23 protein-coding genes are annotated in these 26,644 nt (G+C 41.8%); 21 read left to right on the top strand and 2 right to left on the bottom strand.

Features of this window, described 5'->3' with window-relative positions; genetic code table 11:
- The first annotated feature begins 1 nt into the window (after position 1).
- Together PNC201_RS08700 and PNC201_RS08695 are read left to right on the top strand one after the other, a co-directional pair.
- Positions 2-1,150, top strand: a complete 1,149-nt coding sequence (locus PNC201_RS08700; protein WP_102056811.1) for a 5-(carboxyamino)imidazole ribonucleotide synthase — start codon at positions 2-4, stop codon at positions 1,148-1,150.
- Between the two features lie 357 nt (positions 1,151-1,507).
- Positions 1,508-3,991: a S9 family peptidase gene (locus PNC201_RS08695; RefSeq protein WP_102056810.1), complete on the top strand. Its 2,484-nt coding sequence runs from the start codon at positions 1,508-1,510 to the stop codon at positions 3,989-3,991.
- 25 nt (positions 3,992-4,016) lie between these two features.
- On the opposite strand, the gene rrtA is transcribed toward PNC201_RS08695, so the two are convergent.
- The gene (gene rrtA, locus PNC201_RS08690; protein WP_102056809.1) at positions 4,017-4,601 is read right to left on the bottom strand and encodes a rhombosortase; all 585 of its coding nucleotides are present in this window, start codon (positions 4,599-4,601) and stop codon (positions 4,017-4,019) included.
- A gap of 82 nt (positions 4,602-4,683) precedes the next feature.
- On the opposite strand from rrtA, the gene ggt reads away from it, so the two are divergent.
- The 19 genes from ggt (at position 4,684) to PNC201_RS08590 (ending at position 25,723) form a co-directional block, all read left to right on the top strand.
- Positions 4,684-6,444, top strand: coding sequence for a gamma-glutamyltransferase (ggt, locus tag PNC201_RS08685; protein ID WP_102056808.1), 1,761 nt, complete (start codon positions 4,684-4,686; stop codon positions 6,442-6,444).
- Between the two features lie 172 nt (positions 6,445-6,616).
- Positions 6,617-8,311 carry an NAD-dependent malic enzyme gene (locus PNC201_RS08680; RefSeq protein WP_095726893.1) on the top strand — a complete coding sequence of 565 codons (1,695 nt, stop codon included), beginning with the start codon at positions 6,617-6,619 and terminating at the stop codon, positions 8,309-8,311.
- A 125-nt stretch (positions 8,312-8,436) separates the two neighbouring features.
- A complete protein-coding gene (locus PNC201_RS23665) occupies positions 8,437-8,652 on the top strand; it encodes a hypothetical protein (protein ID WP_102056807.1) in 216 nt (71 codons plus the stop codon).
- Positions 8,653-8,789: 137 nt separating this feature from the next.
- Positions 8,790-9,494, top strand: a complete 705-nt coding sequence (locus PNC201_RS08665) for an SIMPL domain-containing protein (protein ID WP_102056806.1) — start codon at positions 8,790-8,792, stop codon at positions 9,492-9,494.
- 56 nt (positions 9,495-9,550) lie between these two features.
- Positions 9,551-9,925: an MAPEG family protein gene (locus PNC201_RS08660; RefSeq protein ID WP_102056805.1), complete on the top strand. Its 375-nt coding sequence runs from the start codon at positions 9,551-9,553 to the stop codon at positions 9,923-9,925.
- A gap of 2 nt (positions 9,926-9,927) precedes the next feature.
- Positions 9,928-10,581, top strand: a complete 654-nt coding sequence (locus PNC201_RS08655) for a sulfotransferase family protein (RefSeq protein WP_102056804.1) — start codon at positions 9,928-9,930, stop codon at positions 10,579-10,581.
- A gap of 42 nt (positions 10,582-10,623) precedes the next feature.
- The gene (locus tag PNC201_RS08650) at positions 10,624-11,196 is read left to right on the top strand and encodes a tRNA-(ms[2]io[6]A)-hydroxylase (RefSeq protein ID WP_010604765.1); all 573 of its coding nucleotides are present in this window, start codon (positions 10,624-10,626) and stop codon (positions 11,194-11,196) included.
- Positions 11,197-11,241: 45 nt separating this feature from the next.
- The gene (locus tag PNC201_RS08645; RefSeq protein WP_102056803.1) at positions 11,242-12,522 is read left to right on the top strand and encodes a S41 family peptidase; all 1,281 of its coding nucleotides are present in this window, start codon (positions 11,242-11,244) and stop codon (positions 12,520-12,522) included.
- A 235-nt stretch (positions 12,523-12,757) separates the two neighbouring features.
- Complete coding sequence (locus PNC201_RS08640; protein WP_010372856.1) at positions 12,758-13,141, top strand: response regulator; 384 nt, start codon at positions 12,758-12,760, stop codon at positions 13,139-13,141.
- On the top strand, positions 13,138-14,043 hold the full coding sequence (locus tag PNC201_RS08635) for an AAA family ATPase (protein ID WP_102056802.1): 906 nt from the start codon (positions 13,138-13,140) through the stop codon (positions 14,041-14,043). The genes PNC201_RS08640 and PNC201_RS08635 overlap by 4 nt, the downstream gene beginning before the upstream one ends.
- A gap of 14 nt (positions 14,044-14,057) precedes the next feature.
- The gene (locus PNC201_RS08630; protein ID WP_233525238.1) at positions 14,058-14,987 is read left to right on the top strand and encodes a DUF58 domain-containing protein; all 930 of its coding nucleotides are present in this window, start codon (positions 14,058-14,060) and stop codon (positions 14,985-14,987) included.
- Positions 14,977-16,920: a transglutaminase family protein gene (locus tag PNC201_RS08625; RefSeq protein ID WP_102056801.1), complete on the top strand. Its 1,944-nt coding sequence runs from the start codon at positions 14,977-14,979 to the stop codon at positions 16,918-16,920. Before PNC201_RS08630 ends, PNC201_RS08625 begins: the two co-directional genes overlap by 11 nt.
- A 1-nt stretch (position 16,921) precedes the next feature.
- Entirely contained in the window at positions 16,922-18,250 is a 1,329-nt protein-coding gene (locus PNC201_RS08620; RefSeq protein ID WP_102056800.1) for a Na+/H+ antiporter family protein, read from the top strand.
- A gap of 149 nt (positions 18,251-18,399) precedes the next feature.
- Entirely contained in the window at positions 18,400-18,999 is a 600-nt protein-coding gene (locus PNC201_RS08615) for a response regulator (RefSeq protein ID WP_010604755.1), read from the top strand.
- Between the two features lie 2 nt (positions 19,000-19,001).
- The gene (locus tag PNC201_RS08610) at positions 19,002-20,900 is read left to right on the top strand and encodes an EAL domain-containing response regulator (RefSeq protein WP_010604754.1); all 1,899 of its coding nucleotides are present in this window, start codon (positions 19,002-19,004) and stop codon (positions 20,898-20,900) included.
- Positions 20,890-22,029 carry a response regulator gene (locus PNC201_RS08605; protein ID WP_010604753.1) on the top strand — a complete coding sequence of 380 codons (1,140 nt, stop codon included), beginning with the start codon at positions 20,890-20,892 and terminating at the stop codon, positions 22,027-22,029. Before PNC201_RS08610 ends, PNC201_RS08605 begins: the two co-directional genes overlap by 11 nt.
- Positions 22,001-22,978: a response regulator gene (locus PNC201_RS08600; RefSeq protein ID WP_045989674.1), complete on the top strand. Its 978-nt coding sequence runs from the start codon at positions 22,001-22,003 to the stop codon at positions 22,976-22,978. The genes PNC201_RS08605 and PNC201_RS08600 overlap by 29 nt, the downstream gene beginning before the upstream one ends.
- A gap of 2 nt (positions 22,979-22,980) precedes the next feature.
- The gene (locus PNC201_RS08595; RefSeq protein ID WP_102056799.1) at positions 22,981-25,272 is read left to right on the top strand and encodes a sensor domain-containing diguanylate cyclase; all 2,292 of its coding nucleotides are present in this window, start codon (positions 22,981-22,983) and stop codon (positions 25,270-25,272) included.
- A 58-nt stretch (positions 25,273-25,330) separates the two neighbouring features.
- Positions 25,331-25,723: a hypothetical protein gene (locus PNC201_RS08590; RefSeq protein ID WP_225739576.1), complete on the top strand. Its 393-nt coding sequence runs from the start codon at positions 25,331-25,333 to the stop codon at positions 25,721-25,723.
- Between the two features lie 34 nt (positions 25,724-25,757).
- Here the strand turns inward: PNC201_RS08590 and PNC201_RS08585 are convergent, their stop codons facing one another.
- Positions 25,758-26,609: a lysozyme inhibitor LprI family protein gene (locus tag PNC201_RS08585; protein ID WP_102056798.1), complete on the bottom strand. Its 852-nt coding sequence runs from the start codon at positions 26,607-26,609 to the stop codon at positions 25,758-25,760.
- Positions 26,610-26,644 lie beyond the last annotated feature (35 nt).

Genomic DNA, 26,644 nt, shown 5'->3' with positions numbered 1-26,644 from the left:
CATGAATATTCTTGTTTTAGGGGCGGGACAATTAGCCCGTATGATGAGTCTATCGTCAACTCATCTTGATATAAAAGTGTTGGCCTATGATGTTGGCAGTCAAACGGTAATAAACCCCGTTACCTTTGCAACAACACCAGAGTCATTACAGCAAGCCATTGACAATGCTGATGCCATCACTGCCGAATTTGAACATATTCCACATGATGTTTTAGCGCTTTGCGAACAAAGCGGTAAGTTCTACCCTGGCGCAGAAGCAATCGCCACCGGTGGTGATCGCGCGAAAGAAAAAGCACTACTAGATAAAACATCTGTTCCTTGTGCTCCTTTCAAAATCATTACGGATAAAGCGCATTTTCTCACAGCGATTGATGAGTTAGGCATGCCTTTGGTCGTTAAAACCTGTCAGGCAGGCTATGATGGGAAAGGGCAATGGCGAGTTAAATCAGAGTCTGAAATAGATAGTACTTGGGCCGAAATGTCCGAGTTTTTGCAAGCAGGCACTGAAGCACAGCCTCACTCTATCGTTGCTGAAAAAATGATACCGTTTGACCGTGAAGTGTCGATTATTGGTGTGCGAGCAAAAAATGGCGAATGTAAAATTTATCCGTTGACTGAAAACCAGCATACCAATGGTGTACTGACCTTATCAATTGCCGGGAAAGAGAAAGCCAATATTCAATCGCAAGCGGAAGACGCATTTGCGAAACTTGCGAATGCACTCGATTATGTTGGTGTACTTGCTATTGAGTTTTTCGATGTTGAAGGTCAATTATTGGTTAATGAAATAGCGCCTAGGGTACATAACTCAGGACATTGGTCTCAACAAGGTGCCCATGTAAGCCAGTTTGAAAACCATATTCGTGCCGTTGCCGGTTTACCGATTGGTGATACAAGGCTGCTTCGCCCAACCGCGATGATTAATGTTTTAGGGCAAAGTCACATTCCATCGCAAGTTCTTGCTGTTCCGGGGACAACCAGTCACTGGTATGGCAAAGATGCGAAACCGGGCAGAAAAATGGGGCATATCAACGTGTCAGCTGACTCACTTCATAAATTAGGTGAAGCACTGGCAGAGCTTGCTGATATCTTGCCTGAAGCAGACTACCCTGGGGTTATGGAAACCGCTCAGCAATTAATTTTGAATTAGTACTACTGTTTTTAGCTAAAGAGGCCCATTGTTAACTAAAAACCTAAGCTTCTGATAACTATTGAGTTAGCTCATTCCTTTATCGAAGAGCTCAGGTTGGATATAAAAAATTTAATTTTTTTACTGTAATTTTTGGAACTCTTTTCTGATAGTGCGGTCTACTATTGTGAGGCGCGGATAGGCCTCATTTCATACTCGTTGTCCATCAACGACTATGTGAGCGCAGAGAGTATTTGGCCAGCATCCCTATGCTGGCCTTTTTTTGTCCCACCCATTGTGCTTTTAATCTTAAATCTGTCGATATTCCGCTGGCTTTCTGCTTAAATTAGACAAATTTAACTATTATAAGAAAGTCACATGTTGAAACTCTCTCTTATCTCGATGGCAGTCGCTTCAGGTTTATTCCTTTCTGGTTGTCAGACCACTGAAGTAAGCCCAAAACCACAACAAGTTGAAGCCAATTCACCAGTCCCACAAGTTGTTGCCACTCCCGTTGATTTTGGTGGTGAGCAGATCACCCTAAAACAAGCAATGGCGCATCCTGATTGGTTGGGAAGACAACCAGAGGGCGCGTATTGGGGGGCCGATAGCAAAACCGTTTTCTATAAGCGTAAGCAAGCTGGTTCAGAGTTAAGAGATCTATTTAAAGTCAGTAGCGCACAAACAAGCGAAGCGGTTTCGCTGTCAGATTTGCATGCCGTTGGTGCTGCAAACGCGATTTATAATAAAGGTCGGACGCTACAATCTTATGAATTTAAAGGCAACATATTCGTTAAAAACCTGAAGTCTGGCGCTTTGACACAAGTTACTCATTCTTCGAACTATGAGTATGCACCGCAATTCTTAAGTGATAACCGATTAGCTTACCGTTCAGGCAATGCGCTATTTGCGTTCGATTTAGTCACTGGCTTAACCAAAGAGCTGGTAAAGTTACATTTAGCGGATAAGCCTGAAGGGGTGAAAGAGCCAAATGGATATATCGCAGAGCAGCAACACGAACTAATTCAATTCGTTGCGCTAACGCACAAAAACAGCAAAGATCGAGAAGCAAGAAATCAAGAGATAGAAGCGAATAACGCAAGTATCCAAGATAATCAGTTTTATCTTGGTAAAGGAAAAACACTTATCTCAGTTAGCTTAGCACCGACAGGTGACAAGTTAATCGCCGTGATCACCGATGATAAACCAAGCCGTTCAGACTCTGACATCATGCCTAACTACGTCAGTCAAAACGGTGACATTGATCCGGTAAAAGCTCGCCGCCGCGTTGCAGACACAAAACCAATGAGTTCTGATGTTATTTTCATTGATTTAGCAAAATCAGAGCAAGTCACGCTGAGCTATGATACTTTGCCTGGCTTTGATGAAGATGTACTAGCCGAGGTGAAACGCGAAAATGCTAAGGCAAAAGGTGAATCATATAAGAGTGAAAAAGCACCACGTGATATCAACTTGATCGACACATGGGGCTGGAGTCAATCCGCTATCCAATGGAATAGTGACGGTTCTCAAGTCGCAGTGATGCTTGGTGCTTGGGATAATAAAGACAGATGGTTAGCGACGGTTGATTTTGATAAACAACAATTCGTTTCTCAGCATCGCCTACACGATGAAGCATGGATCAATTACACCTACAATGATTTTGGCTGGTTAAACAACCAAGATGCTTTGTACTATCTTTCAGAGCAAACTGGATATAGCCAGCTTTATGTTAAGCCGCTTAACGGCAAAGCAAAAGCAATGACTTCAGGGAAGTTTGTGGTTTCTGAACCAACCTTAACCCTCGATAGTCAATTTGTTTATTACAAAGCCAATAAAGATCACCCAGGTTTATACGAAATTTATCGCGTCAATTTAGCAAGCGGTGAAGATGAGCAGTTAACTGATTTAGATGGCCTGACTGATTACCAGCTAAGCCCAGATGAGCAAAAGCTGTTGTTAACTCACTCAAAAATCATGATGCCTCCAGAACTTTATGTGGCGGATGCAGCGCCAAAAGCAGCGGTGTCACGACTCACTAATACGGTCTCAGATGCATTTTTAAATAAGAAGCTAATTGCACCTAAGATTGTCGCGGTTCCTTCAAGCCATCAAGGTGAGCCTGTCTACGCAAAAGTATATTACCCAGCAGATTATCAAGAAGGCGAAACGGGTAAGAATCGTAAGGCTGTGATCTTTAACCATGGCGCGGGTTATTTGCAGAACTCTCATATGGGTTGGTCTAACTACTTTAGAGAGTTTATGTTCCATTCACTTCTCGCGAGCGAAGGCTATGTCGTCATGGATATGGACTATCGTGGCTCTAAAGGTTACGGTCGAGACTGGAGAACGGCAATCTATCGTCATATGGGTAAACCAGAAATCGAAGATTTGGCAGACGGTGTTGAGTGGATGGTGAACAACGCTAATGTTGACCGTGGTGCTGTAGGTACTTATGGTGGTTCATACGGCGGCTTTATGACATTTATGGCGCTATTTACTCAGCCGGATCTATTCCAAGCAGGCGCAGCTTTACGTCCAGTCACCGATTGGGCCTATTACAACGACCCGTACACCTCAAATATCCTTAATCGCCCAGATGTAGACCCAATTGCATACAAACGCAGTTCGCCTATCTATCATGCTGAAGGTTTGAAAAACAAGCTTCTGATCAATGCACCTATGGTTGATGATAACGTATTTTTCCAAGATGTTGTGCGCTTGGTGCAACGCCTAATTGAGCTAGAAAAGGAAGACTTTGAAACGGCGATTTATCCAGTTGAACCTCATGGCTTTAGACAGCCATCAAGTTGGTTGGATGAATACCGTCGTATATACAAGCTGTTCAAAGAAAACTTGTAATCAAATGAGTGGATAAAAAGCCAGCTTAAGCTGGCTTTTTTGTTTTATAAAATAAATAGATAACAGCTAAAACCACACCACCAACTGCACCAAATAGATGTGCTTCAATGGCGACTCTCGAGTCTATCAGTTTGGCTACATCTGCACTTGCACCCGCATATTGCTCCCAACAGACCTTTGCCCACACACCAATAAACAACAGATATCCAGTTGTTAGCTTCCGCTTAATATCTTCAAGTGCTCCCCATACGATAAGCCCATGTAATAAGCCACTCAAGCCTGTATATACAACAATGTTTGGGGAAAATAGCAAGATCATGAGCCCGGTAAAGAGGCCAAGAAAAAGTACATTCAGCCAATATTTTCTTAGTCTTGTATATTCGGCATGTAATAGCCAAATAAATGAGATCCCAAGCAGGTTTAGCATCAAGTGATACCAATTGCTATGGGTAAACTGGCCGCTCAAAATACGCCATAATTCACCTTCAGCAATCGCATTTCTGTCAAAATCTAAGTGCGGGCCAAGCCCGAACAACATCAGTATTGTTGACAATATCGCCAAAGACACAGGGCCAATGAGATATTCTTTGTTCGTTGGAAGTTCAAACATACGATTTCACGTTATTATTTTTGCATATTGTGCCTAATTGCTTTTATGATGCCAAATATAAGACGTAAGCAAAGTGGGTATTATGAAACATACACTTGCATCACTAACCGTGATTGCCGCATTCAGCTTTTCAACCAACACCTTAGCTGAGCAACAAAAAATCGAAATTAGAGAGCCGGAAGCCGCAACAGGTTTCCAATCTAAAGAAGCACGCACCGCAGAAAAGTACATGGTCGTTGCTGCCAATCCCTATGCGAGTAAAGCAGGTCAATTGATGCTCTCAAAAGGGGGAAGTGCGGTTGATGCCATGATAGCGACTCAACTTGTGCTTACCTTGGTTGAGCCGCAATCTTCGGGCGTAGGTGGGGGGGCGTTTATCCTGCACTACGACAAGAAAAGCAATGAATTAATTAGTTTTGATGGAAGAGAAACTGCACCAAAACTTGCAGGCCCTGATCTATTTTTAGATGATACGGGTAATGCGGTTAGGTGGATTGAGGCTGTTGTGGGCGGTCGCTCTGTTGGTGTGCCTGGCATTCTGCACGCGTTTAAATCAGCACATGACAAATACGGTAAATTGCCATGGCAGGAATTATTTAAACCAGCGATTGAATTAGCTCGAGAAGGATTTATCGTCTCTCCACGTTTAAATATGCTGCTTGAGAAAAAACTCAACCCAGGTTTGACAAAGCTCAGTCCCGCAAAAGAGTATTTTTATCCGGATGGTAAAGCACTACAACCAGGGGCCCTTAAAAAGAATCTGCCTTTGGCAAACCTATACTACAAAGTAGCAACACAAGGGATCCAAGCCTTTTATGAAGGGCAAAATGCCACTCAATTAGTAGAAGCTGTGCAAAAGTCTGAAATCGCACCTGGCAAATTGGCGCTGAGCGACTTAGAACATTATAAGAGCAAAACTAGAGACGCTATTTGTACGGAATATCGTGTATATAAAGTTTGCTCTATGGCACCGCCTAGCAGTGGTGGTATTGCCGTTTTGCAAATGATGAAGCTGCTGGAACCGTACGACCTAGGTAAGTATAAGGCAAATGACCCAGAAGCCTTGCACCTCTTTACTCAAGCATCTCGCCTAGCGTTTGCCGATAGAGATTTTTACGTAGCCGATCCTGATTTTGTTGAAGTGCCAGCAAAAGCATTGCTTAACGAGCAATATCTATTAGGCCGTAGCAAACTTATCGGTGAAACGGATAATCACGACTTTCCAGTAGGCGATCCAACTTCGGGCACACTCGCTTATGCTATGGATGATAGTTATGAATTACCTTCGACCAGCCATGTGTCGATTGTAGATGCCGAGGGTAATGCTATTTCTATGACAAGCTCGATAGAAATGGCATTTGGCTCGACGGTGATGGTCAACGGATATTTACTCAATAACCAATTAACCGACTTTGCGCTTTCTCCAAAAGTAGGGGATAAATGGGTCGCTAACCGGGTAGAAGCAAACAAACGCCCAAGAAGCTCTATGGCACCCGTCATGGTATTTAACAAAGACGGGTCGCTTAAATTGATAGTCGGCTCGCCTGGCGGTAGTCGTATTATCAACTATGTTGCTCAAACCTTAGTTGGTGTTCTGGACTGGGGATTATCTGTGCAGGCTGCGATTGATTTACCAAAAATCACCAATCGCAATAAGTACACAACGCTTGAAAAAGGCACTGAGCTGACAAAACAAGCACCGTACTTTGAGAAAAAAGGTCATGAAGTACAGATCCGTGACTTAAACTCAGGACTGCATGCCATTGAGGTTCGTGGAACACATTTAATCGGTGGCGCAGATCCAAGAAGAGAAGGTGTTGCACTCGGTGAGAGCAGCGAATAAGCCGTGGTTTCTTAAGTGCTTTTAGGCTATAATTTAGCGTTCCAGAAAAATGCGTTTAACGTGCTCTGGAGCGCGTTAATAATGGTCTGATGAGCACTAAATTCATTGTAATTTAATCCTTTTCGACAATAATGAACCCTTAGACTAAAAAATTAGTGTCAAGCTTGTAAATATGACTAAACAAACCGATCCAAATTATCTCTACATTCCCTATTCAGGTCCTACGCTATTAGAAACACCATTGCTTAACAAAGGGAGTGCATTCTCTCAACGCGAGCGTGAAAATTTCAACTTAGCAGGACTACTTCCTCCTCGTTATGAAACAATTGAAGAGCAAGTTGAGCGTTGTTATCAGCAATATTCAAGCTTTAGCGACAACCTAAACAAGCACATTTACCTGCGCGCTATTCAGGACAACAATGAAACGCTGTATTACCGCTTAGTACGTGATCATTTGGAAGAAATGATGCCAATCATCTACACCCCGACAGTAGGTGATGCATGTGAGAAGTTTTCAGATATCTATCGCAGCTCTCGTGGTTTGTTTATTTCTTATGAAGACCGCTATCAAATCGACGATATTTTACGAAATGCTACTAAAGGCAAAGTAAAAGTTATTGTGGTTACAGATGGTGAACGTATTTTAGGCCTTGGCGACCAAGGTATTGGTGGTATGGGTATTCCTATCGGTAAGCTGGCACTTTACACCGTGTGTGGTGGGATCAGCCCAGCTTACACGTTGCCTGTTATGCTTGACGTGGGGACAAACAACGAGAAGCTACTCAACGACCCAATGTACATGGGCGCAAGACACCCGCGTATCAACCAAGCTGAATATGATGAATTCCTAGATTTATTCATTAAAGCGGTGAAACGCCGTTGGCCTAATGTGCTGTTACAGTTTGAAGATTTCGCGCAACCTAACGCAATGCCACTTTTGAAACGTTACCGCGATGAAATCTGTAGCTTTAACGATGATATCCAAGGCACCGCTGCGGTTACTGCAGGCTCGCTGTTAGCCGCTTGCCGTGTGAAGGGGGCAAAGCTCTCGGAACAAAAAGTGGTGTTTGTTGGTGCAGGTTCTGCTGGCTGTGGTATTGCAGAGCAAATTATTAGCCAAATGATTTCAGAAGGGATAACCGACGAGCAAGCGAGAAGCCAAGTGTTTATGGTGGACCGTTTTGGCCTTCTGACAGAAGGCATGGAAGGGCTAAGAGATTTCCAAGAAGCGCTAGTTCAACAACAAGCCAACCTTGCGGATTGGACATACAGTGGTGAATTTGCATCTTTATTAGATGTAATGCACTGTGCAAAACCAGACATCTTAATTGGTGTGTCAGGTCAAGCAGGTCTATTCACTGAGCAAGTGATCCGCGCGATGCATGCAGGGTGCGAACAGCCGATAATTTTCCCACTAAGTAATCCATCACGCCAAGTTGAAGCGCATCCAAAAGATGTGATTGAGTGGACTGATGGTCAAGCAATTGTAGCTACGGGAAGCCCATTTGAACCTGTAGTACATGGTGAGCAAACAATTATCATACCTCAATGTAATAACAGTTATATCTTCCCAGGGATCGGCCTTGGTGTACTTGCAGCTAAAGCGAACCGTATTACAGATAGCATGTTGATGGTATCGAGCGAAATGCTTGCTGAATCATCACCACGTGCTAATACGGGCAAAGGTAGCTTACTACCAGCCCTAACTGAAATTGAGCCGTTGAGTAAGCGAATTGCTTTTGCAGTTGCTAAAAAAGCAATGGAAGAGGGCGTTGCACTTGAAATGGAAGACGACGCAATTTGGGCAGCGATAGAGAAAAACTATTGGCTCCCTAAGTATAGAAATTACAAACGCTGTAGCGTCTAATTACTTTTACTTAGGGCCTGTTGATCTTTCAAGTTTGTTTTTGCAGCAGTTTGACTGGTATTTATACAAGGCAGAGCCTGCGTAGCATAGTTATTCTATGTAAGTCAGGTGATAACACAGTAGAAATGCCAGTCAAGCGCTGCCCTTTGGGTTCACCTGAGTGCGATTTGTTCATTGTTGCTCAACTTTTGCCTAGATTACTAGGCGGCAAGTCGAGCGTCGCGACCAAAACACACTCAGAAGAACAAAAATCAAACAGCAAAGGTCAACAGGCCCTAGCTAAAACAGAAATCGCCGCCAACTCATATTGGCGGCGATTTTTGTTTATCAATCACGCGTAAAAGTTGAGAGTACCACATATAACTTCTCAGAGTGATAATCAACCATTTTGTTAAAATTTGTTACCCTGAAATCCAATTCAGTAGTTGTTAATTGAAATATGCTTGAATATGCAGGTATCACATTTTAGGAGCAAAAGATGCGAATTTTAACTGGCTTACTGGCATTATGTTTATCTGGATTTAGCTTTGCAGGCGCATTGCCTGACTCTCCGCATTTATATGTTAAAGGCACTTCATTTATTCAAGTACAACCCGATGTTGCAACCATACGTGTCGCCATTACCGAAAAGCAAAAATCGCTACCTACAGCCAAAGAAAACGTCGATAAGATCATGGCTAAGGCCATCGAAATCGCTAAACGCTTCGATATTAAAGAAGACGATATTCATGCAGAGCAACTGAATGTTTACAGACAGACACGCTACAATCGCGAATCAAATGAAGAAGAGTTTGATGGGTTTCGTGTGAGCCGCAGCTTGACTGTGAAACTTAAAGACATCAAAAAATACCCAGAGTTACTTCAAGAGTTTGTAGACAGCGGCATCAATCAGTTCAATAACACAGAATTTGGTGTTGAAAATGAAGGCAAGTATCTGCAAAGTCTCAAAAAAGCCGCCATTAAAGATGCAAAGAAAGCAGCTAAAGAACTAGCAGGCGAGTTTGATGTTGAATTGGCAAAACTGTACTCAGTTTCATTCCAACCAATGCAAACGCCAGTTCAGCCTTACGTGCGCTCTGCAGCGGTGGCTATGGAAGCAGATCAAGGCGCATACAAAAATGCGTATAACACAGGTGCAATTACATTGAACGCGGAAGTTTATGCTGTTTACTTAATTGAGTAATACTGGCTGTGAACTAATTAAACTTATACACTAAGCCCTCCATTGGAGGGCTTTTTATGATCACCGGTTTATATGCGGCATTACTGGCAATAATCTATATTAAACTCAGTTTTAACATAATATCACTCAGATACAGACACAAAGTATCGCTAGGAGATGGCGGTGTCGATGAACTGCAAAGTGCAATACGGATCCACGGCAACTTTATCGAGTACACACCTTTCGTACTGTTAATGATGTTGTTACTCGAAACTCAACAAATCAACCCATATCTACTTCATGCTTTTGGCATTGCTTTTTTGTTTTCTCGAGTTGCACACTATGTTGCACTCGGTAAAACCAACTTTTCAATCAGAAAAGTAGCGATGGCGACAACATATGGAGTAATACTTATTTTAGCGTCATTCAACCTCGTGTATTACTTTATCTAAATATGACAAAACACAAATTTCTGGTAACGGGTTTACCACGAACGGGCACAACAAGTCTGTGTATTGCTGCATTAGGTGCTGGATACAAAACAGCACACACGGCATACACAAGGCAAGCGTTAGACTGCGCTGAGTTTATTGCTGACACGCCCGTTTTTGCTGACTATGAAAAACTATATGCTTTATATCCTGAAGTTAAAATAGTACATTTGACACGAGATTTTGAGCAATGGCTTCCCTCAATTAAGCGTTTGATGACGGCAATGAAAGAAAATTTACTGTCACAAAAAGGGGGCTTTAACGACACCATTAAGCGTTGTTATTTGGAAACTTTTCCTGATTTTGACAAACATTTTGAAGATGATGGTTATTGGCGGGATTGTTATTGCAAGCATCATGATAGGGTGCTTAGCTTTGCAAAAATGAATCATATTCCTATTATAATGGTCAATCTAACCGCGACTGATGCCGAGCAAACGCTTGCCGAATTTATAGGCGTGACTCAAGAAAAAGTGACCATTCCGCATGTCAATATCGGTGGTAAAGTCACTGCATGGAAGTGGTTTTCACACCCCAATAAAGTGGAATCGACACGTAATGGCAAAGCAGATAAAGACACAGCGCTCTTTAGCATGCAAGTTCGCTCGAGCACCTGAGTTTGTTATACTCACCACAAGCTGTATATACAAGATAGAATTATGTTTGAATTAAAATATCACACACCTTTTAGCTGGACTGAAAAAGTCCTAGCCGACTTTGATACCTTTCTTCAAGATCACGCCGCTGCAGAAAAAAAAGCAGCCGGAATGGCGATGGCAATGCTTGGTCATTACCCAGACAGGATCAAGCTAGTAAAAGCGATGGCTGATCTCGCAATAGAAGAAATGATCCATTTTAAACAGGTACTTAAGATCTTAACCGAGCGTGGTACGCTACTAGGAAACGATCAAAAAGACCCCTATATAAAGCAAATGCGCGCATTATTCCGCCAAGGCACAGATGAATATTTAATTGATAGATTACTGATTGGTGCGGTAATTGAGGCTAGGGGCCACGAGCGTTTTTCTTTAGTTGCAGAAGCGCTTCCTGAAGGCAAAGAGAAAGACTTTTATGTTGCAATCGCCAAGTCAGAAGAAAAACACAAAAACCTCTTTGTGGAGCTCGGCTACGAGTATTTCGACAAATTAACGATAGACAAACGTTTAGAGGAAATTCTCATCGCAGAAGCGGATATTTGTAAGCGTATTCCATTTAGCGCAGCGCTTCATTAGTATGAAATAACTGGGATTAAATAATAATAACAAGGACATAATAATATGAAACTAAATGCTTTTTTATGCTTCAGCTTCCTTTTAACAACAAATTTTTCTGCAAGTGCTGAGACTTTTAGCGCGTTAGATGCTTGGAAAGAACTCGATCATAACTTGCAAACCCATTACGCATATCTAGATGACTTTAAAGATTACCAGCAAACTCGGCAGCTATTTGAGAATAAGTTAAATAATTTAGATTCAAAGCAAGCCTTTATTGATTTAAGCCAAGCATATTTACGCCACTTTACAGATCCGCACCTCAATCTTGGTCCATTAAATGAAGAGGATTACAGTGTGTATCCAACAGGTGCAGATATGTATGTCGAGTTTAATGATAACAGCGCACTTATTATTGACGTAAAACGTAGCAGCGATGCAGACGTTAAAGGGATAAAACCCGGAGATAAAGTGACAAGGATAGATGGCAATACAATATCGCAAGCCATCCAAGACGTAATGCAGGTGCCATTGAGTCAATTAAATAAGGCTCAGAAGAGTTACGCACTGAATATTGCGTTAGGAGGAAAACGTTATCAAAAACGCGAAATTGAATTTCAACGGGATACAAAGCTAGCAACTGTCGAACTTGCCGCAAGTTATGATGCGATAAATGCGCTAGGTAATGGGCCTAAAGTATCCTACGAAAAAATAGATGAATTTGGTCATATTCGATTTAATAACGCCATGGGCAACGCCCAAACCGTTGATGAGTTTAAAGCTGCATTAAAGCTTTTAGGTGAAGTGAAAGGTTATATTATTGACCTTAGAAATACACCCAGCGGCGGGAATACTGGTGTCGCAGAACCCATACTTGGACATTTTACTGCTGCGCCAAGCGTGTATCAAAAGTACCGTAATCAAACGGGATCTGTACAATTCAACAAAGCAGAGTTAAAAGACGCGCTCACTAAACCAGCAAAGCAACAAATAAAGGTACCATTTGTTGTACTTGCTGGGCGCTGGACTGGCAGTATTGGAGAAGGCATGACAATTGGCTTTGATGCTTTGGGTGCGGACGCAGTAATTGGCGCACCGATGGCTGATTTGCTTGGCGGCATCAAACGTCTCGTCCTTGATCAAAGTAACGCTTGGGTTGAAGTTGGGTTTGAACGCTTATATCACGTAAATGGTAGTTTTCGTGAAGACTTCGAACCAAATATAATCGTGGCTGGCGACATGGACAAAAATGGTAAAGACGTAGCATTAGAAACAGCAGTGTCAGTTTTACATTCGAAAACGAAAGCAGGTCAAAAATTAGTCCGTAAACATCCAACGAAATTTTGATTGTATAAGAGAGTAAGTTAATCTCTCTTTTAATTTACTGTATTTAACATAACGTAAATTATAGGCTATATAGTTTGTAGTAATTGTAGTGTTAAGAAAGCCAATTTAATCACCCTTAATATGTCCAATACTAGACGGTATCGGACATTATTAAAAAGTTTACTGTATTTTCTATTGAGCTATGGTTTCGCTTTTTATAGTATGTGGTTGAATTTGTAATTTGAAGTATCGACATATGGAATTTGTAAGACCGCTAGAACCAATCTTGATAATTGATGACGCTGTTGAGATCAGAGATTTTCTGACACAGATTTTGGAAAACTTAGGGTTTGAAGAAGTTTATGGTTGTGAAGACTTTGATTCCGCAAAGCCGCTACTAAAGCATAAACAACCCAGTGTTGTCTTTTTAGATATTGAGCTTCCCGATACAGATGGCACCGAAATTCTTTCCTACATCAACGAAAACTTTCCTGTGGCCCATGTCATCATGTGCTCTGGCCATAATAGTATGGAGAATGTTCAAAACACTTGGGAGCTTGGTGCTAAGGGCTTTATCGCTAAACCTTTCAATGCACATAAAGTGGATTCAGTTATGAAGCGTTTAGAGCTGGTTACATGAATGAAGAAATAAAGAAACTTACCGATGCGCTCTCTACCGTTATTTTAGAAAAGCCTGAACAAATAAAGCTCGCGATCTGCAGTCTTTTGTGTCGCGGCCATCTCCTTATTGAAGATTTACCAGGTATGGGTAAGACGACGCTATCTCATTCTCTTGCAGATGTGTTAGGTCTGACATATCGTCGCGTGCAATTTACTAGCGATCTACTCCCAGCTGATATTACCGGCACTTCTATTTTTAACCGTGAACATCAGTCTTTTGAATTCCATCCTGGTCCAATTTTCAGCCAAGTTTTACTGGCCGATGAAATCAACCGCGCAAGTCCAAAAGCTCAAAGCGCGTTGTTGGAGTCCATGGAAGAACATCAAGTAACCATCGATGGCGTAAGCCATGAGCTCCCTAGCCCATTTTTTGTGATTGCAACGCAAAATCCTCAGCATCAATCTGGCACGCATCCACTGCCTGAGTCACAACTAGACCGCTTTTTTATGCGTATAAGCTTAGGATACCCCTCGGAAATGGCAGAAGCGCAGCTAATTAAATTAGCTGGGAAAGCGAGAAAACTGACTCAAGCACCACAAGTGATCGATGGTAAAACACTGTTAGCCTATCAACAAGTTGTGCCTAACATTGTGCTAAGTGACGCTATTATTGATTACATCCTTCGCTTAGTTAACTACACACGAAGCTCAGGTCAATTTAGCGATCCTTTGTCGCCAAGAGCTAGCATCGCACTTGCAGCCGCAAGTCGTGCATATGCGTTTATTAGTGGTCGAGATTTCGTCATACCCGATGATGTTCAAGCCGTTTTCACTTCAGTCTGTGCCCATCGGCTTGGCGTTACCACGACTAATGAAGCAGAAGTTCAGACACAGGTCTTTCAAAACGTACCGGTACATTAAGCATGATTAACCGCTTGAAACGGAAAGTTAAGCAGCATATTTATCAACGACATCAACGCTCAGAAATACGGTTATCTCATAATAATATCTACATACTGCCATCTAAGGATGGCGGTTTTTTTATCGCTGTGGCTTTGCTTAATTTTGTATTGGGGATCAACTATCAAAATAATCTAATCCTTGCAGTGTCCTACATTATGGCTGTGATGATGATAGCCGCCCTATTTTTAGGTTTTTTCAACTTGAACAATACAAATGTCCGATATTTGGGAAGTAATGCTAATTTTAGCCCATATAGTTCATCTATTAGGCTCAGTATTTCATCTAGCACAGAGATCCAATCACTCAGACTTTCAAGTGAATACAACCAAACGGCTACCTATATTTCCAAAGTGAGTGATGAGAAAATTCTCGAGCTAAGTGCCCCTGAATTACCTCGTGGCGTATATGATACGGGGGTAATTAAAATCCTCAGCTACTTCCCATTTGGCCTTATTCGTACCTGGTCGTATATAAAACCAAACGATGCTTTCTACGTGTACCCTACTCCATTGCCCGTTGTAGACACAGAGTTTAGCTTCGGCAGTGCCTCGAATACTAGCCAAAGCATACAACAGAAAGAGCGTTCAGTTGAGTTCGACCATCTCTCGCAATATCAAAAAGGGATGAGTTTAAGCCGCGTTTCTTGGAAGCATTACGCCAAGACGGAACTGATGTTAATTAAACAGAATGCACCGGAGTCGGCCGATTTACACCGCATTATTTTCGATTATTCTAAACTTTCAGGCAGCAAAGAAGAACGTCTGAGTAAACTTTGTACTATGGTGCTTGACGCCGATAAGCAACAAACAAGTTATGCCCTGTTACTTCAACAAAACAGGATCCCGTTCGGTCAAGGTGAAACCCATAAACTATGTTGCTTGGAGGCATTAAGTGAATTCTAGCTTCCCAAAATGGTACTACAGCACGTCACTATTTTTATGGCTGCTGAGCATTATTCTTGTCGATGATTTTGGTATCGGTTTTGTCGGGTTATGTACCGTTTTAACACTATGGCAAGCATCGAGGTTGGTGACTAAACCAAGCGTGTTAAGCATTCGCTTTATCAACTTGGTCACTTTACTCGGCGCCATTGCAACGGCCTCATTAATAGGTATAAAAAACAGCGTGAATGTTTTTGTGGCTTTGATGTTGGTTGCATCGCTACTGAAACAAGTGCATGCCACGCAAGCTCGCCAATTTACACAAATATGTATTTTGAATTTCTTTACTTATCCGTGCTTATTTCTTTTTACACAAAGTATATTTGCAGCATTTCTTGTATTGATTTTGCTGGCTGTTAATTTAGCTATCATGCTTAATCTCGAGCAAAACCTAAGGTTCAAACCTGCGCTTAAGGTAAGTGCAAAGGGATTGGTATTGGTGCTGCCTGTAGCTACCTTATTAGTCGTTTTTTTACCAAAACTCCCGGCATTTTGGCAGTTACCTGCACCGCAGAATCAAGCAAAAACAGGATTATCTGAGAATGTAGATCCTTTCAATATCGCAAACTTATCCCAGTCCAGCGACTTGGTGTTTAGGGCGTCATTTGAGAACACTCAACAAACTGGACCTTTCTATTGGCGTGCAATTATTCATGATGAATTTGACGGACGGCAATGGAAAGTCTCTGAGTATCAAGGTACTAATATCAGAGCGTTGCCCAAAGAGCCGATCGGCGCAGCAACCATTATTGCGCAGCCAAGTCAACTTCCTTGGTTGTATGGCCTGTCATACTCTTATTCGAGAAACGCTAAGTTGAATAGTAACGTGTTTGGCACGGTCTATTTGAAAAACCTATCAGCAAAACCTGTCGAGTATCAAATCGATTTCACTGACTTTGAACCCCAAGACTCGTTAAGGCCTTGGTATTATAGGCGTAACACCGCATTACCTGACGGCATTAATCAACAGGCAAGGCAACTGGCGCGCGACTGGGACAGTCAATCGACAACAACGAGCCAATTCATTGAATTAATGAAGCGCTATTTTTTGCAAAATGGTTTCGTCTATACCTTAACACCAACTACAGCCCAATCGAGCGATAGGATTGATGACTTTCTATTTAGCTCGTTTAACGGTTTTTGTGGTCATTACGCCTCTGCTGCGGCGTTTCTACTGCGAAGCGCGGGTATCCCCGCTCGCTTAGTATCAGGCTATCTGGGCGGTGAAAAAAATGACAATCAAGGCTATTACAGCGTTTATCAATATGACGCACATGCTTGGGTTGAATATTTTACACCGGGAATTGGCTGGCAACGCTTAGACCCAACTGCCTGGATTGCCCCAGAACGCATGACAGGGAGTCTTTCTCAGTTAGAACAATTATCGAGCGAGTTTAAAAGTGGTTTGGGCTACAGCTTAATTGGGTTGTCTAATTGGCAATCTATTAATTGGTTGCGATTACAGCTCGAGGAGCTTGACTATCAGTGGACTCGCGTCGTCATTAATTTTGACAAAGAAAAGCAAGGCGCACTGTTTAAAGAGTGGTTTGGGAGTAATGGTCAATTTTGGGCTGGGATATTTTCCCTGTTTATGCTGCTTTTGCTCTCAATTGCGCTATTTTACCTTAGCAAGCAGCTTACTCGGCATAAACGCCCTATCGAACTTGTCTATTACAATGCTATAGTGTCCGATTTCAAAGAGCACCTAAGTGGCACTACGGCGAAACAACATATTGTTGAGTTATGTAAGTTATTTCCTGAGTTAGAAGCGTCGCTTTGGCAGTTTTATCAATTAATTGAAAAGTCACAGTATCAACAAAAACCACTTAATAAACTTGAGCTTGGTGAGTTGAAGAGGTTGTATAAATCAATAAAAAGAAAGGCAAGAAAATAGTATGAATGCTGTTATTTTGGGCGTCTTGCTCATGCTGGGGTTAACCCTCTTTAGAATAAATGTAATTGTCGCCATGACAGTTAGTGCAATAGCTGCGGGCTTAGTGGCCGGTTTAGATTTGAAGACAACCTTAAACGCCTTTAATGATGGGCTATCTGGCGGCGCAGAAATAGCCTTAAGCTATGCCATGTTAGGTGGGTTTGCAGTTGCTATTTCAAAGTCTGGCTTAACTCAAATCCTCGCGCAAAAGCTGCTCAAATTGGTTAATGCCAATGATAGCGAAGGTTCAACGTTTTTAAGCATGTTTATAATGGTCATCATCTTGGCTTGCTCGATTGCCTCGCAAAACCTTGTGCCTGTCCATATTGCGTTTATTCCGATCCTCATTCCACCGCTATTAGTCGTACTGAACAAGCTGACGATAGACCGCCGTGCGATTGCGTGTATTTTAACGTTTGGCTTAGCGACCAGTTATATGGTGTTGCCATATGGATTCGGTGGCATTTACCTTTACTCTATTTTGCATAAAAACCTTGTAGATAATGGTTTAGAATTGGTTAAGTTCGACGTGCCATACGCTATGGTGATCCCAGCGCTTGGTATGTTGATAGGACTGTTGGTTGCCGTTTTCATTACTTATCGTAAAAAGCGAGTTTATGAAGTGAGTCAACAGCAAAGTACTCAGTCAAACACAGTACCGGAAGGCCAAGAAGCAACTAAAGTCATGATCGTCGGCGGTGCTGCGGTGCTGGCTTCTCTCATTGCACAAAATAACAGTGGCTCAATGATATTAGGTGGGCTCGTTGGCGTGATGATTTTTAGCCTCTTTGGCATTGTGAAATGGGAACAAAACTCCGATGTTTTCAGCAAAGGCGTGGCGATGATGGCAATGATAGGTTTTATCATGATCTCTGCTCAAGGCTTTGCCTCCGTCATGAAAGCAACGGGCGATGTGGCAAGTTTAGTAGCAAGTTGTGCCGATTTTGTTGGCGATAATAAACCTCTTGCCGCTGCGATGATTTTGCTTGTTGGATTACTTATTACCATGGGAATTGGCAGTTCATTTTCAACCGTGCCAATCATTGCCACGCTATTTGTACCTTTGTCTCTAGAGGTTGGCTTTTCCGCTATGGCTACCGCCGCTTTGGTGGGAACCGCAGGTGCATTAGGCGACGCGGGCTCTCCTGCATCAGATTCCACACTTGGACCCACTTCTGGCTTAAATGCCGACGGCCAGCACGATCACATATGGGATTCCGTGGTGCCAACATTCATTCACTTCAACATCCCACTACTCTGCTTCGGCTGGATAGCCGCGATGGTGTTATAGGTTTATATATCCATGATGGTATCAAGGCTCCCCGCCTTGATACCTTTAGCTCACAAACATACTCTATTTTCTTTGTCTCTAATGTCGCTTTTGTCTTATTAGTTTTCTTGTGCTATACCAATAGGTAAGAGAATTAAAGCAATAAGACTATGCAAACACTTAAACCAAGCGAAATCGCCAGCTACTGTAACGTACACCAACGCAGTGTAAGTCGCTGGATTGCCAATGGCGAATTAAAAGGTCATAAGCTTCCTGGACGCGGTAACTACCGTGTCTTACTTGAAGACTTTTTATCCTTTTTAAACAAGCACAAAATCCCCCTTTCGCAAGACTTTATTAGCGACTATCAAATCGCAGAAAGTGGTCTACACTCTGATAAAGAACGGGATTTAGCTAAGGTGCTTATCATTGATGACGAGCCCCAATATAGAAAAGCGATAAGACGAGTGATAGGCAACGATTATTTGATACAAGAAGCTGGAGATGGCTTTATGGCAGGCATTGCCATCTCTGAGTTTAAACCAAGTTTAATCACGCTCGATCTTTCCATGCCGGGAATGGATGGCTTTCAAGTGATCTCATTTATCCGCGAAAAAGAAGAATTTAAAGCGATTAAGATTTTGGTGATCTCTGCGTTAAATGATGTAGAACTTGAAAAGGCCAAAGCGATGGGCGCCAACGATGCCCTTTCTAAACCGTTTGATAACTCTATTCTGTTAGAAAAAATTAATGCGCTAATCCAGGGGTAGCTATGAATGCACCTATCATGTTGGTTGATGATGAAATTGATATTCTAAAGTCGCTTAAGCGCACTCTGCGTTTACAGCATTATGAAGTGGTATATACCGATGACCCAAGACAAGCGCTCGGTTTAATACAAGAGCACAAACCGCATGTGCTTATTACTGATTTCAGAATGCCCAACATGAATGGCCAAGAGCTTATCCAAGAAGTGAAAAAGCATGATCCCAGTATTGAATGCATCGTGCTCAGTGGGCAAGCTGATTATGACGATATGAAGTCGCTGATCAACGCGAATAACACCTTTAAGTTTTTATCCAAGCCTTGGAATAACGAAGAACTGTACACTACGATAGAAGCGGCACTCACAAACCATCACAAAAACGAATTAAAAACCCAGATATTGCGTAACAATAATGCACCTTTAGTCGAAGTTAATACCATAGGTAATGTCATTGACTGTAATTACGCTTACACGGAATTAGTGTTGAACGAGGTCAATAAAGGCAACTTCTTTCAACTGTTTAATTTTGAAAGTGATAAATGCCTTGATGATTTTACTGAACGCAGAATTGCAACATTAAAAAGCTCTGGGGTGTTATGTCAAGTTGAGCTCAAGCTAAAAACAGAATCCAGCTACCTACTTATCATTAAACCCCTCTCCAGCGAGCAGGATAAATATCCTAACTTTTATCAGAGCAAATTGGGCTTTCTCGAACATATCAATCGCACCGATAACTCTGTCATGATCTGCCTGAAAATTCGAGACTTGTTGGTTAAGAATATTATTTCTAATACCCCAATATATTCAGATACGTTTAAAAAAATCATAGATCATGCTCTACTGAGCGAAGCGACTCATTTTTCGATGCTTGAAATCAGCTTTGACCAAGCTATTTTCTGGCTAGATTCAGTACAAAGTGAAATTGAGGTACACAAATTTTTAGATGAGTTAATCAACTCAATTAAACAATTTTTCATTCGCAAAAATATCCAAATCAAGTTCTCTGTCTCGTACACCATGATTGAGCCTGAGCAACCACTATCGGAAGCAATAGACAGCTTAGTTATCTATACCCAATTTGTTTGCGAGTCTCGCACTGACTTCTATATGCGTTATTCGCAATCACTGCTTTCAGAAAAGCTAAACGAGCATAAAGTCTCTGAGGCATTATTTAACGCCGTTGATAATGATGAGTTTTATCTAAGGTTCCAGCCTAAGCTTAATTTAAATGAACATTCAATCAATAGTTGCGAAGTGTTAATTCGCTGGAAGAACACCCAGTTTGGCGCTAACTCACCAGATTATTTTATTCCGTTGGCAGAAAAAGACGGACAAATAGTCAAAATAGGAACTTGGGTACTTGAGCAGGCGTGTATCGCACTGTGCGAATGGCAAAAGGAAGAACTTGAGATCCAAAAAGTTGCAGTGAATGTTTCACCTTATCAACTTTCCGATCCCTGCTTTGTACAAACCATGTATTCGATTATTGAAAGGTATTCGCTCAAACCCGAGCAATTCGAGTTAGAAATCACCGAGAACTTTGTTTTAGAAAATCTCGAGCAAGCTAAAACTAAATTACTACAATTAAAAGAAATCGGATTCTCCATTGCCATCGATGACTTCGGTACGGGATATTCCTCACTGGGCTATATTTCAAAATTGCCAGTGGATGTTATCAAAATTGACAAAAGCCTGATTGAAAATATCGACAGTTCAAAATCAGCTCGAGATCTTGTCCAAAATGTTATTCGATTAGTTCACGACCTTGAATTAAAAGTTGTCGCTGAAGGTATAGAAACCGTGGAACAGCTTGAAATTCTAGAACAGTTAAAATGCGATGAAGTACAAGGATATCTCATCGGAAAACCTGTTTTGCTTGAGGAGTTTACTCACTATGTCTATTAAAAGCCAAGTGCCACGGATTGTGCTCGTTGATGACGATGAGTTAATGTTGAAGTCGCTCCACCGCCACTTCAAAATCAGCATGGAAGGCGCTGAGATACTGACCTTTTCATCACCTAAACAATTCATAGAATCCCTAGATACGTTAGCGAGCATAGACATCTTTGTGAGTGACTACCTTATGCCATCGATTAACGGTGTTGAATTAATCAATATCGTTAGACGCCGTTATCCGCAAGTCCTCACCGTGTTATTAACGGGCGATACCACGGGCAAGGTACTGTGCAAATCTTCAATTTCTGCGACCTTTATCATCGCTAAGCCATTTCGAAGAGAAGAATTCGATGAGGTTATCACCGCTTTTTATCGACTCAATGAGCTGCCTTTAAGAGAAGCAATAAAGCGTGCGTTAAATGAAACTTTCATTGAAAACGAATTGCCTATCTTGCTAAGTAAAATTGAAGACATTGATTTAGATTTTCATAAGCTTGAAGCGATGCTAGAACAAGAGGTGCTCATTCAAGCTAAATTATTCCACCTGTGTAACAGTGCTTATGTGGGATTATCGACGAAGCAATACTCCCTCTCTACCGCGATTAAGACGCTCGGTGTAGATTTAGTGTCTGCAATTATTGTCTCTGTGTGTTATCACAATATGGTCGCAGCCAGATATGATATCGCGAACTGTGAGCAGTTAAGCGATATTAACTTTAAAAAGGTCAAGTTACTTAAGGAATTGGTACACAAGCTACATGACGCATCAATTGACTCTGAGCGTGTTGTTTTTCTTCAATCCTTATTATTTCTAGGTGAGCTCGGCTCAGAAATAGCTCAGCTTATTACCGAAAGTCAATGTCATTCCCCACAGAGTTGCTATATCGAGAAATTACACATCGCCCTTTATACAGCCACGTTAATTGGCTACGAGTCAGCCATCACAGATCAATTGTATGCACTCATTAATGCCCTAGAAACGGCTAGCTCAGATTGCAATGCCACTAAGCTATTGTTGCTTATAGACACTATCACCAATAAAGAAGTCAATCAGACGGTGATCAACACCTTTTTTGATCAAAAGAGCCAAGATTGGTTGGAGCTTTTCTATGAACTCAGAAGCAAATACTTTAGTTAGTTACAAAGTACTGATATTAGACGATGAAACGTCAATACTTAAGGCGTTAAAACGAGTCATACGGCTGCCTTCGGTAGAGGTTGTCAGTTTTGATAATCCTTTTGAAGCTCTTGAGTACATAGACACGCACCCCGTTCAGGTTATTATCTCTGATTTTAGAATGCCGCTAATGAATGGTGGAGATTTTCTAAAACGAGCCAAAAAAATAAACCCTGGTGCAATTGGCCTAATTCTTAGCGGTTATACCGACTCCGATATGCTTATTGATATGATTAATAGCAAGGTTGCGCATAAGTTTTTATGTAAACCATGGGAGAACGACAAATTACTCGAAGAAGTTAATGCAGCAATAGACGTATACAATAATAATTATTTTAAAACGGTTTTACAGGAACAACTAAAAAAGCGTGATTGCCCACGGGTATTAATCAATAATGAAGGCCAAGTTGTCGAACATAATCTCAGCAAAGACATAGAATCTCAGATACTTGCAGAGTTCTCGGCATGCTTTAGTGGTAATGGCATCTACCACACTCCTCTTGGTGTTTTAAGATGTGAGATCCGCAGCAATCCAAAAGACGAAGAGTTCTATCTGATCACCATAGAAAAAGTCGAAGTAACAGACGAAATTAACGTCTATGAAGTTATCACCGAACTGCTATTATGTTACTCGATAAACCCCGTTCTCACTTACTATGCGTTGCCAACTTGCGAACTCACCACACCGAAATTGGCAGCTGCGGCGCAAGAAGTTTTCAGAAACTACAAAATATTACCATCACCGACCCATAACTATCTATTCGTACTGGATAACATAGAGCAATCCTTACTGCCAAGAAAGCAGATAGAGCTAGAAATTCAGTTGGAAAAGTTACTCGATACCGCACTACCTCACGAGATACAAAGTAATACCACTCAACTCGCTGCATTTTTAAATAACGGAGAGTAGGCGTGGATACTTTTGCAAAAGTTGAATTAACACAAGATTTAGTCGAATCAAGCTTTCCGCTCGCCGACCTCAATACGCTACTTACCTCCCTATCTGATTATTTTGAGGTACCAATAACTTTAGTCACTGTAATCGAAGGGCAATGGCAACATCTGATCGCCAGACATGGGATCCTAGCCGATAGGACACCGGAGCAAGATGCTTTTTGTAAGAGCTTAATCAAACATAACAGGTCTTTGCTTGTTCCAGATACCGCCTTGGATGAAAATTATGCCAATAACCCGCTCGTGACTGGCGAGCCCTACATTCGCTCATACTTGGGTGTACCTTTTAGACTCGACGGCAAGCCAATCGGTGGCGTATGTTTAATCGATACCAAACCGAAAAACTATGCCGAGCGAGATGTTCATTTACTCGAGACGATCAGCGGTCTTATCACCAATATTTTAGAGCTACAAAAAAACTATTCGTTATACCTCGAAGATCAAGAGTTAATCCGCTTTTCACCAATCGTGTTAATTAAGTGGAAGTACAATAATGGGCTGCGCATTCGTACGGTTTCTCCGAATATTGAGCGCGTGATTGGTATTGACGCCTTTCACTTATGCTCCGGGGAATTGCATTTTGAAGACTTACTCACCGAGCCAAGTGTTGAGAAATTTCATTTTAACTTACAAAACCACTTGGATGGTTTAGAAGCGTCTGAAATTTTGCTAGAGATGGCATTAGACTCAAAACAGATTTGGATCCGTATGATCACCGTGGCGCATTTTAACCACGACGGCAGAATGACAAGCATTCAGGCATTTATTACCGAAAATACTGCGCAAAAGTACACCGAAGACAAACTCAATGAGACGAACCGACAGATGCGCCTATTGTTAGAAGCCTCGGAGCTAGGTACATGGGATTGGAATATTCCAGCAGATATCAATAAAGTTAATAAAAAGTGGTGTGATATGCTTGGAATTGAATTTGAATACGTTGAGACCAGTGTTAATTACTTCCGCCAACTTATTCATCCAGCCGATCGTAGTCACGTAGAAAGAGACCTAGCCAAACACCTACAAGGGTTAACCGATGCCTACACAACGTCCTATAGAATGAAACATGCCGATGGCCACTGGGTGTGGATAGAAACCTATGGCAAAGTGGTTGAACGCGATAATAGTGGCAGAGCACTGCGCCTTGCTGGTACTCACCGGGATATTACCTACCGGATGGAAGCACAGTTGCAAGAGCGAAAGCAAAAGCAATTACTGTCTTTTATCAGTAAAGCACAGTCAGCCTATTTAAAAACAGGTGATCTGTCTAAATCATGCCGTGAAATTCTAGAAGAGCTCATCGACATTGCGGATAGCCAATTTGCGCTGATCGGCGAGCTTGAGCATACCGCCGGTGTACCAAGGCTCTTTATTCATGCCATTTCAGAAATGCAGTGGAATGATTTAAGCTCTCAATTGGTACAGAGATATTATGATAACGATCTCTATTTTACTGATTTTAATAATCTGTTTGGATCAGTGATCCTGACGGGAAAAACCGTCATTAGTAATGAACGAGGCAAGCACCCTGCGTCGAAAGGCACGCCAAAAGGACACCCAAGGATCTCTAAGTTTTTAGGGCTGCCGATAAAGCTCAATGGCGAATTGGTCGGTATGATAGGACTGGCGAATAAGTTTTTTGACTATACCGAAGAAGATGCAAAATTCTTACAACCACTGGTCGATTCTCTAGCGGGTTTATACTATGCGGTTAAACTCGATAAAGAGCGCCAAGAAGCAGAAAACAAACTGCTTGAACTTGCAATGACCGACACCTTATCAGGCCTGCCCAACCGACGTGCCTTTATGGAAAAAGCCGCCGAAGTTGGTGAGATATCCTTCCCCTATTTAATTGGTATGGTAGATATCGATAACTTTAAGTCTATTAATGATACCTACGGTCATGATGCTGGTGACAAAGCTATTAAACTGATTGCTTACACCATAAAGGATGCGCTACGCAGTGATGATTTTACCGCGCGAATGGGAGGTGAGGAGTTTGCATTTGTGTTACTTGATGCCACACATGGATCATCTAGCGCACTGATCGAGACCATCAGAGAATCCATATCTAACTTGGAAATTACACTGTCAGAAAAAGAGAAAATACATCTCACGGTCAGCATTGGTGTAAAAGCGGTACTTCCCGAGATGGAAAAAATGTCTATTACAGGACATTTAAATGATGCTGATAAAGCTTTGTATGAGGCTAAACATACTGGCAAAAATAAAGTAGTTTGGTTCGAATAACAAAATATTTCATATTGCTTGATATACTTTAATTTCGCGTCAGACATAAAAATGGAAAATGATGAAACAGCTCTCACTTAACCTAGCTGCACTTGGATTTTTAGTCACCTCATCTGTAGCTTATGCCGATTATACTGCTGAGTTAGAAATTGACCGAATGCAGGACACACCGTTTAAAGAGTGTAGCGACTACACTTTTCGCCAAGTTATGAATAATTTTTTTACCGAACTCACTTGGGATTATCTCACAAGCGATTGGGGCAGAAACTACATAAATATTGATGGTTATGTAGAAGAAGAAGGCGAAAAGTTTGATTTTCTTCTTCAATACGAAGTCAAATCTGATGGGACGTTTGAATTTAACGCTATGGAGTTCTTAGGAAAAGCAAAAGACGACTCGTTTATTATCATGATGCTCGACAAGATTTGCTATCATTCAACCGGTGATTAGCGCTTCAACTCGAAGCGCTAATCTGCTTCTAAATTTAGTCTACTGTAACTTTGCACTGGATGGGCTGTTGATAATAACCCCAAGTTAATATTGCTACATTACTTTGTACTTTAAGGTGATAATCGCCACCGCGGTAATGAGTATCACTGGCGGAGTTATCGATGAACATCAGCTTTTCACTGTCATTAAATTCAGCGACTATGCTTAGTGGCTGAGTATCGTAGTAAAAAACGGATAATAACTTATCGTTACAGAGATACGTCGTATGCCCGGAGCTAGTCACTAATGCAAAACGAGCCTCAAGCTCGGCAATACGGTGAATATACGACTGCTTCAAGCAATGCGTGATATCGCTAGATTTCCAACACGCATTGCGCCCTTTTATCCACCCTCTTTGCTCGGCTTTAAGCTGCTTCGAATGCGGCTCTTTTACAATTTTTTTATACACAGAATTTAGCCTGCGATCCAGTCGAGACAACGCCGCACTATCACAAATAACGGCTTCCATGCTTCCTGCACTTACCTCGTTACAAGCGAATGAAGGCGTATGTAGGGTATGTTGTTTTAAGTGTTCGTCAATATAGCGACACCAATCCTGCGTGCTACGGTCAGGCTTATCCGAGTAACTTCTTACACCAAGTTTAAACTCAATGACCGATTGCCATTCTTGGCTGCCAAGATCAGGACCATGCCCGCTACCATCGCCACTTATTAAAAGATCATCGACCTCTGTCATCCACTGCTCGCCACAGTGAAACGCTTCAACGTTCAATTTCTCGGTGGGTGTTAAAACTGTCCTATTTTGTGACGCACATCCAAATAGAGTGATGGCTATAGCTACAGCCAATCCATGATAAAAATTACGGGTTAATGTAGTCGCTTTCAAGCTAATTTCCTTTTAATCGCGTAAACAAGAGTTGA

Origin of the sequence: Pseudoalteromonas sp. NC201, from assembly GCF_002850255.1 — a bacterium.
Classification (GTDB): domain Bacteria; phylum Pseudomonadota; class Gammaproteobacteria; order Enterobacterales; family Alteromonadaceae; genus Pseudoalteromonas.
Note: the sequence above shows the minus strand (reverse complement) of the source record. Positions and strands in the feature narration are given on the sequence as shown.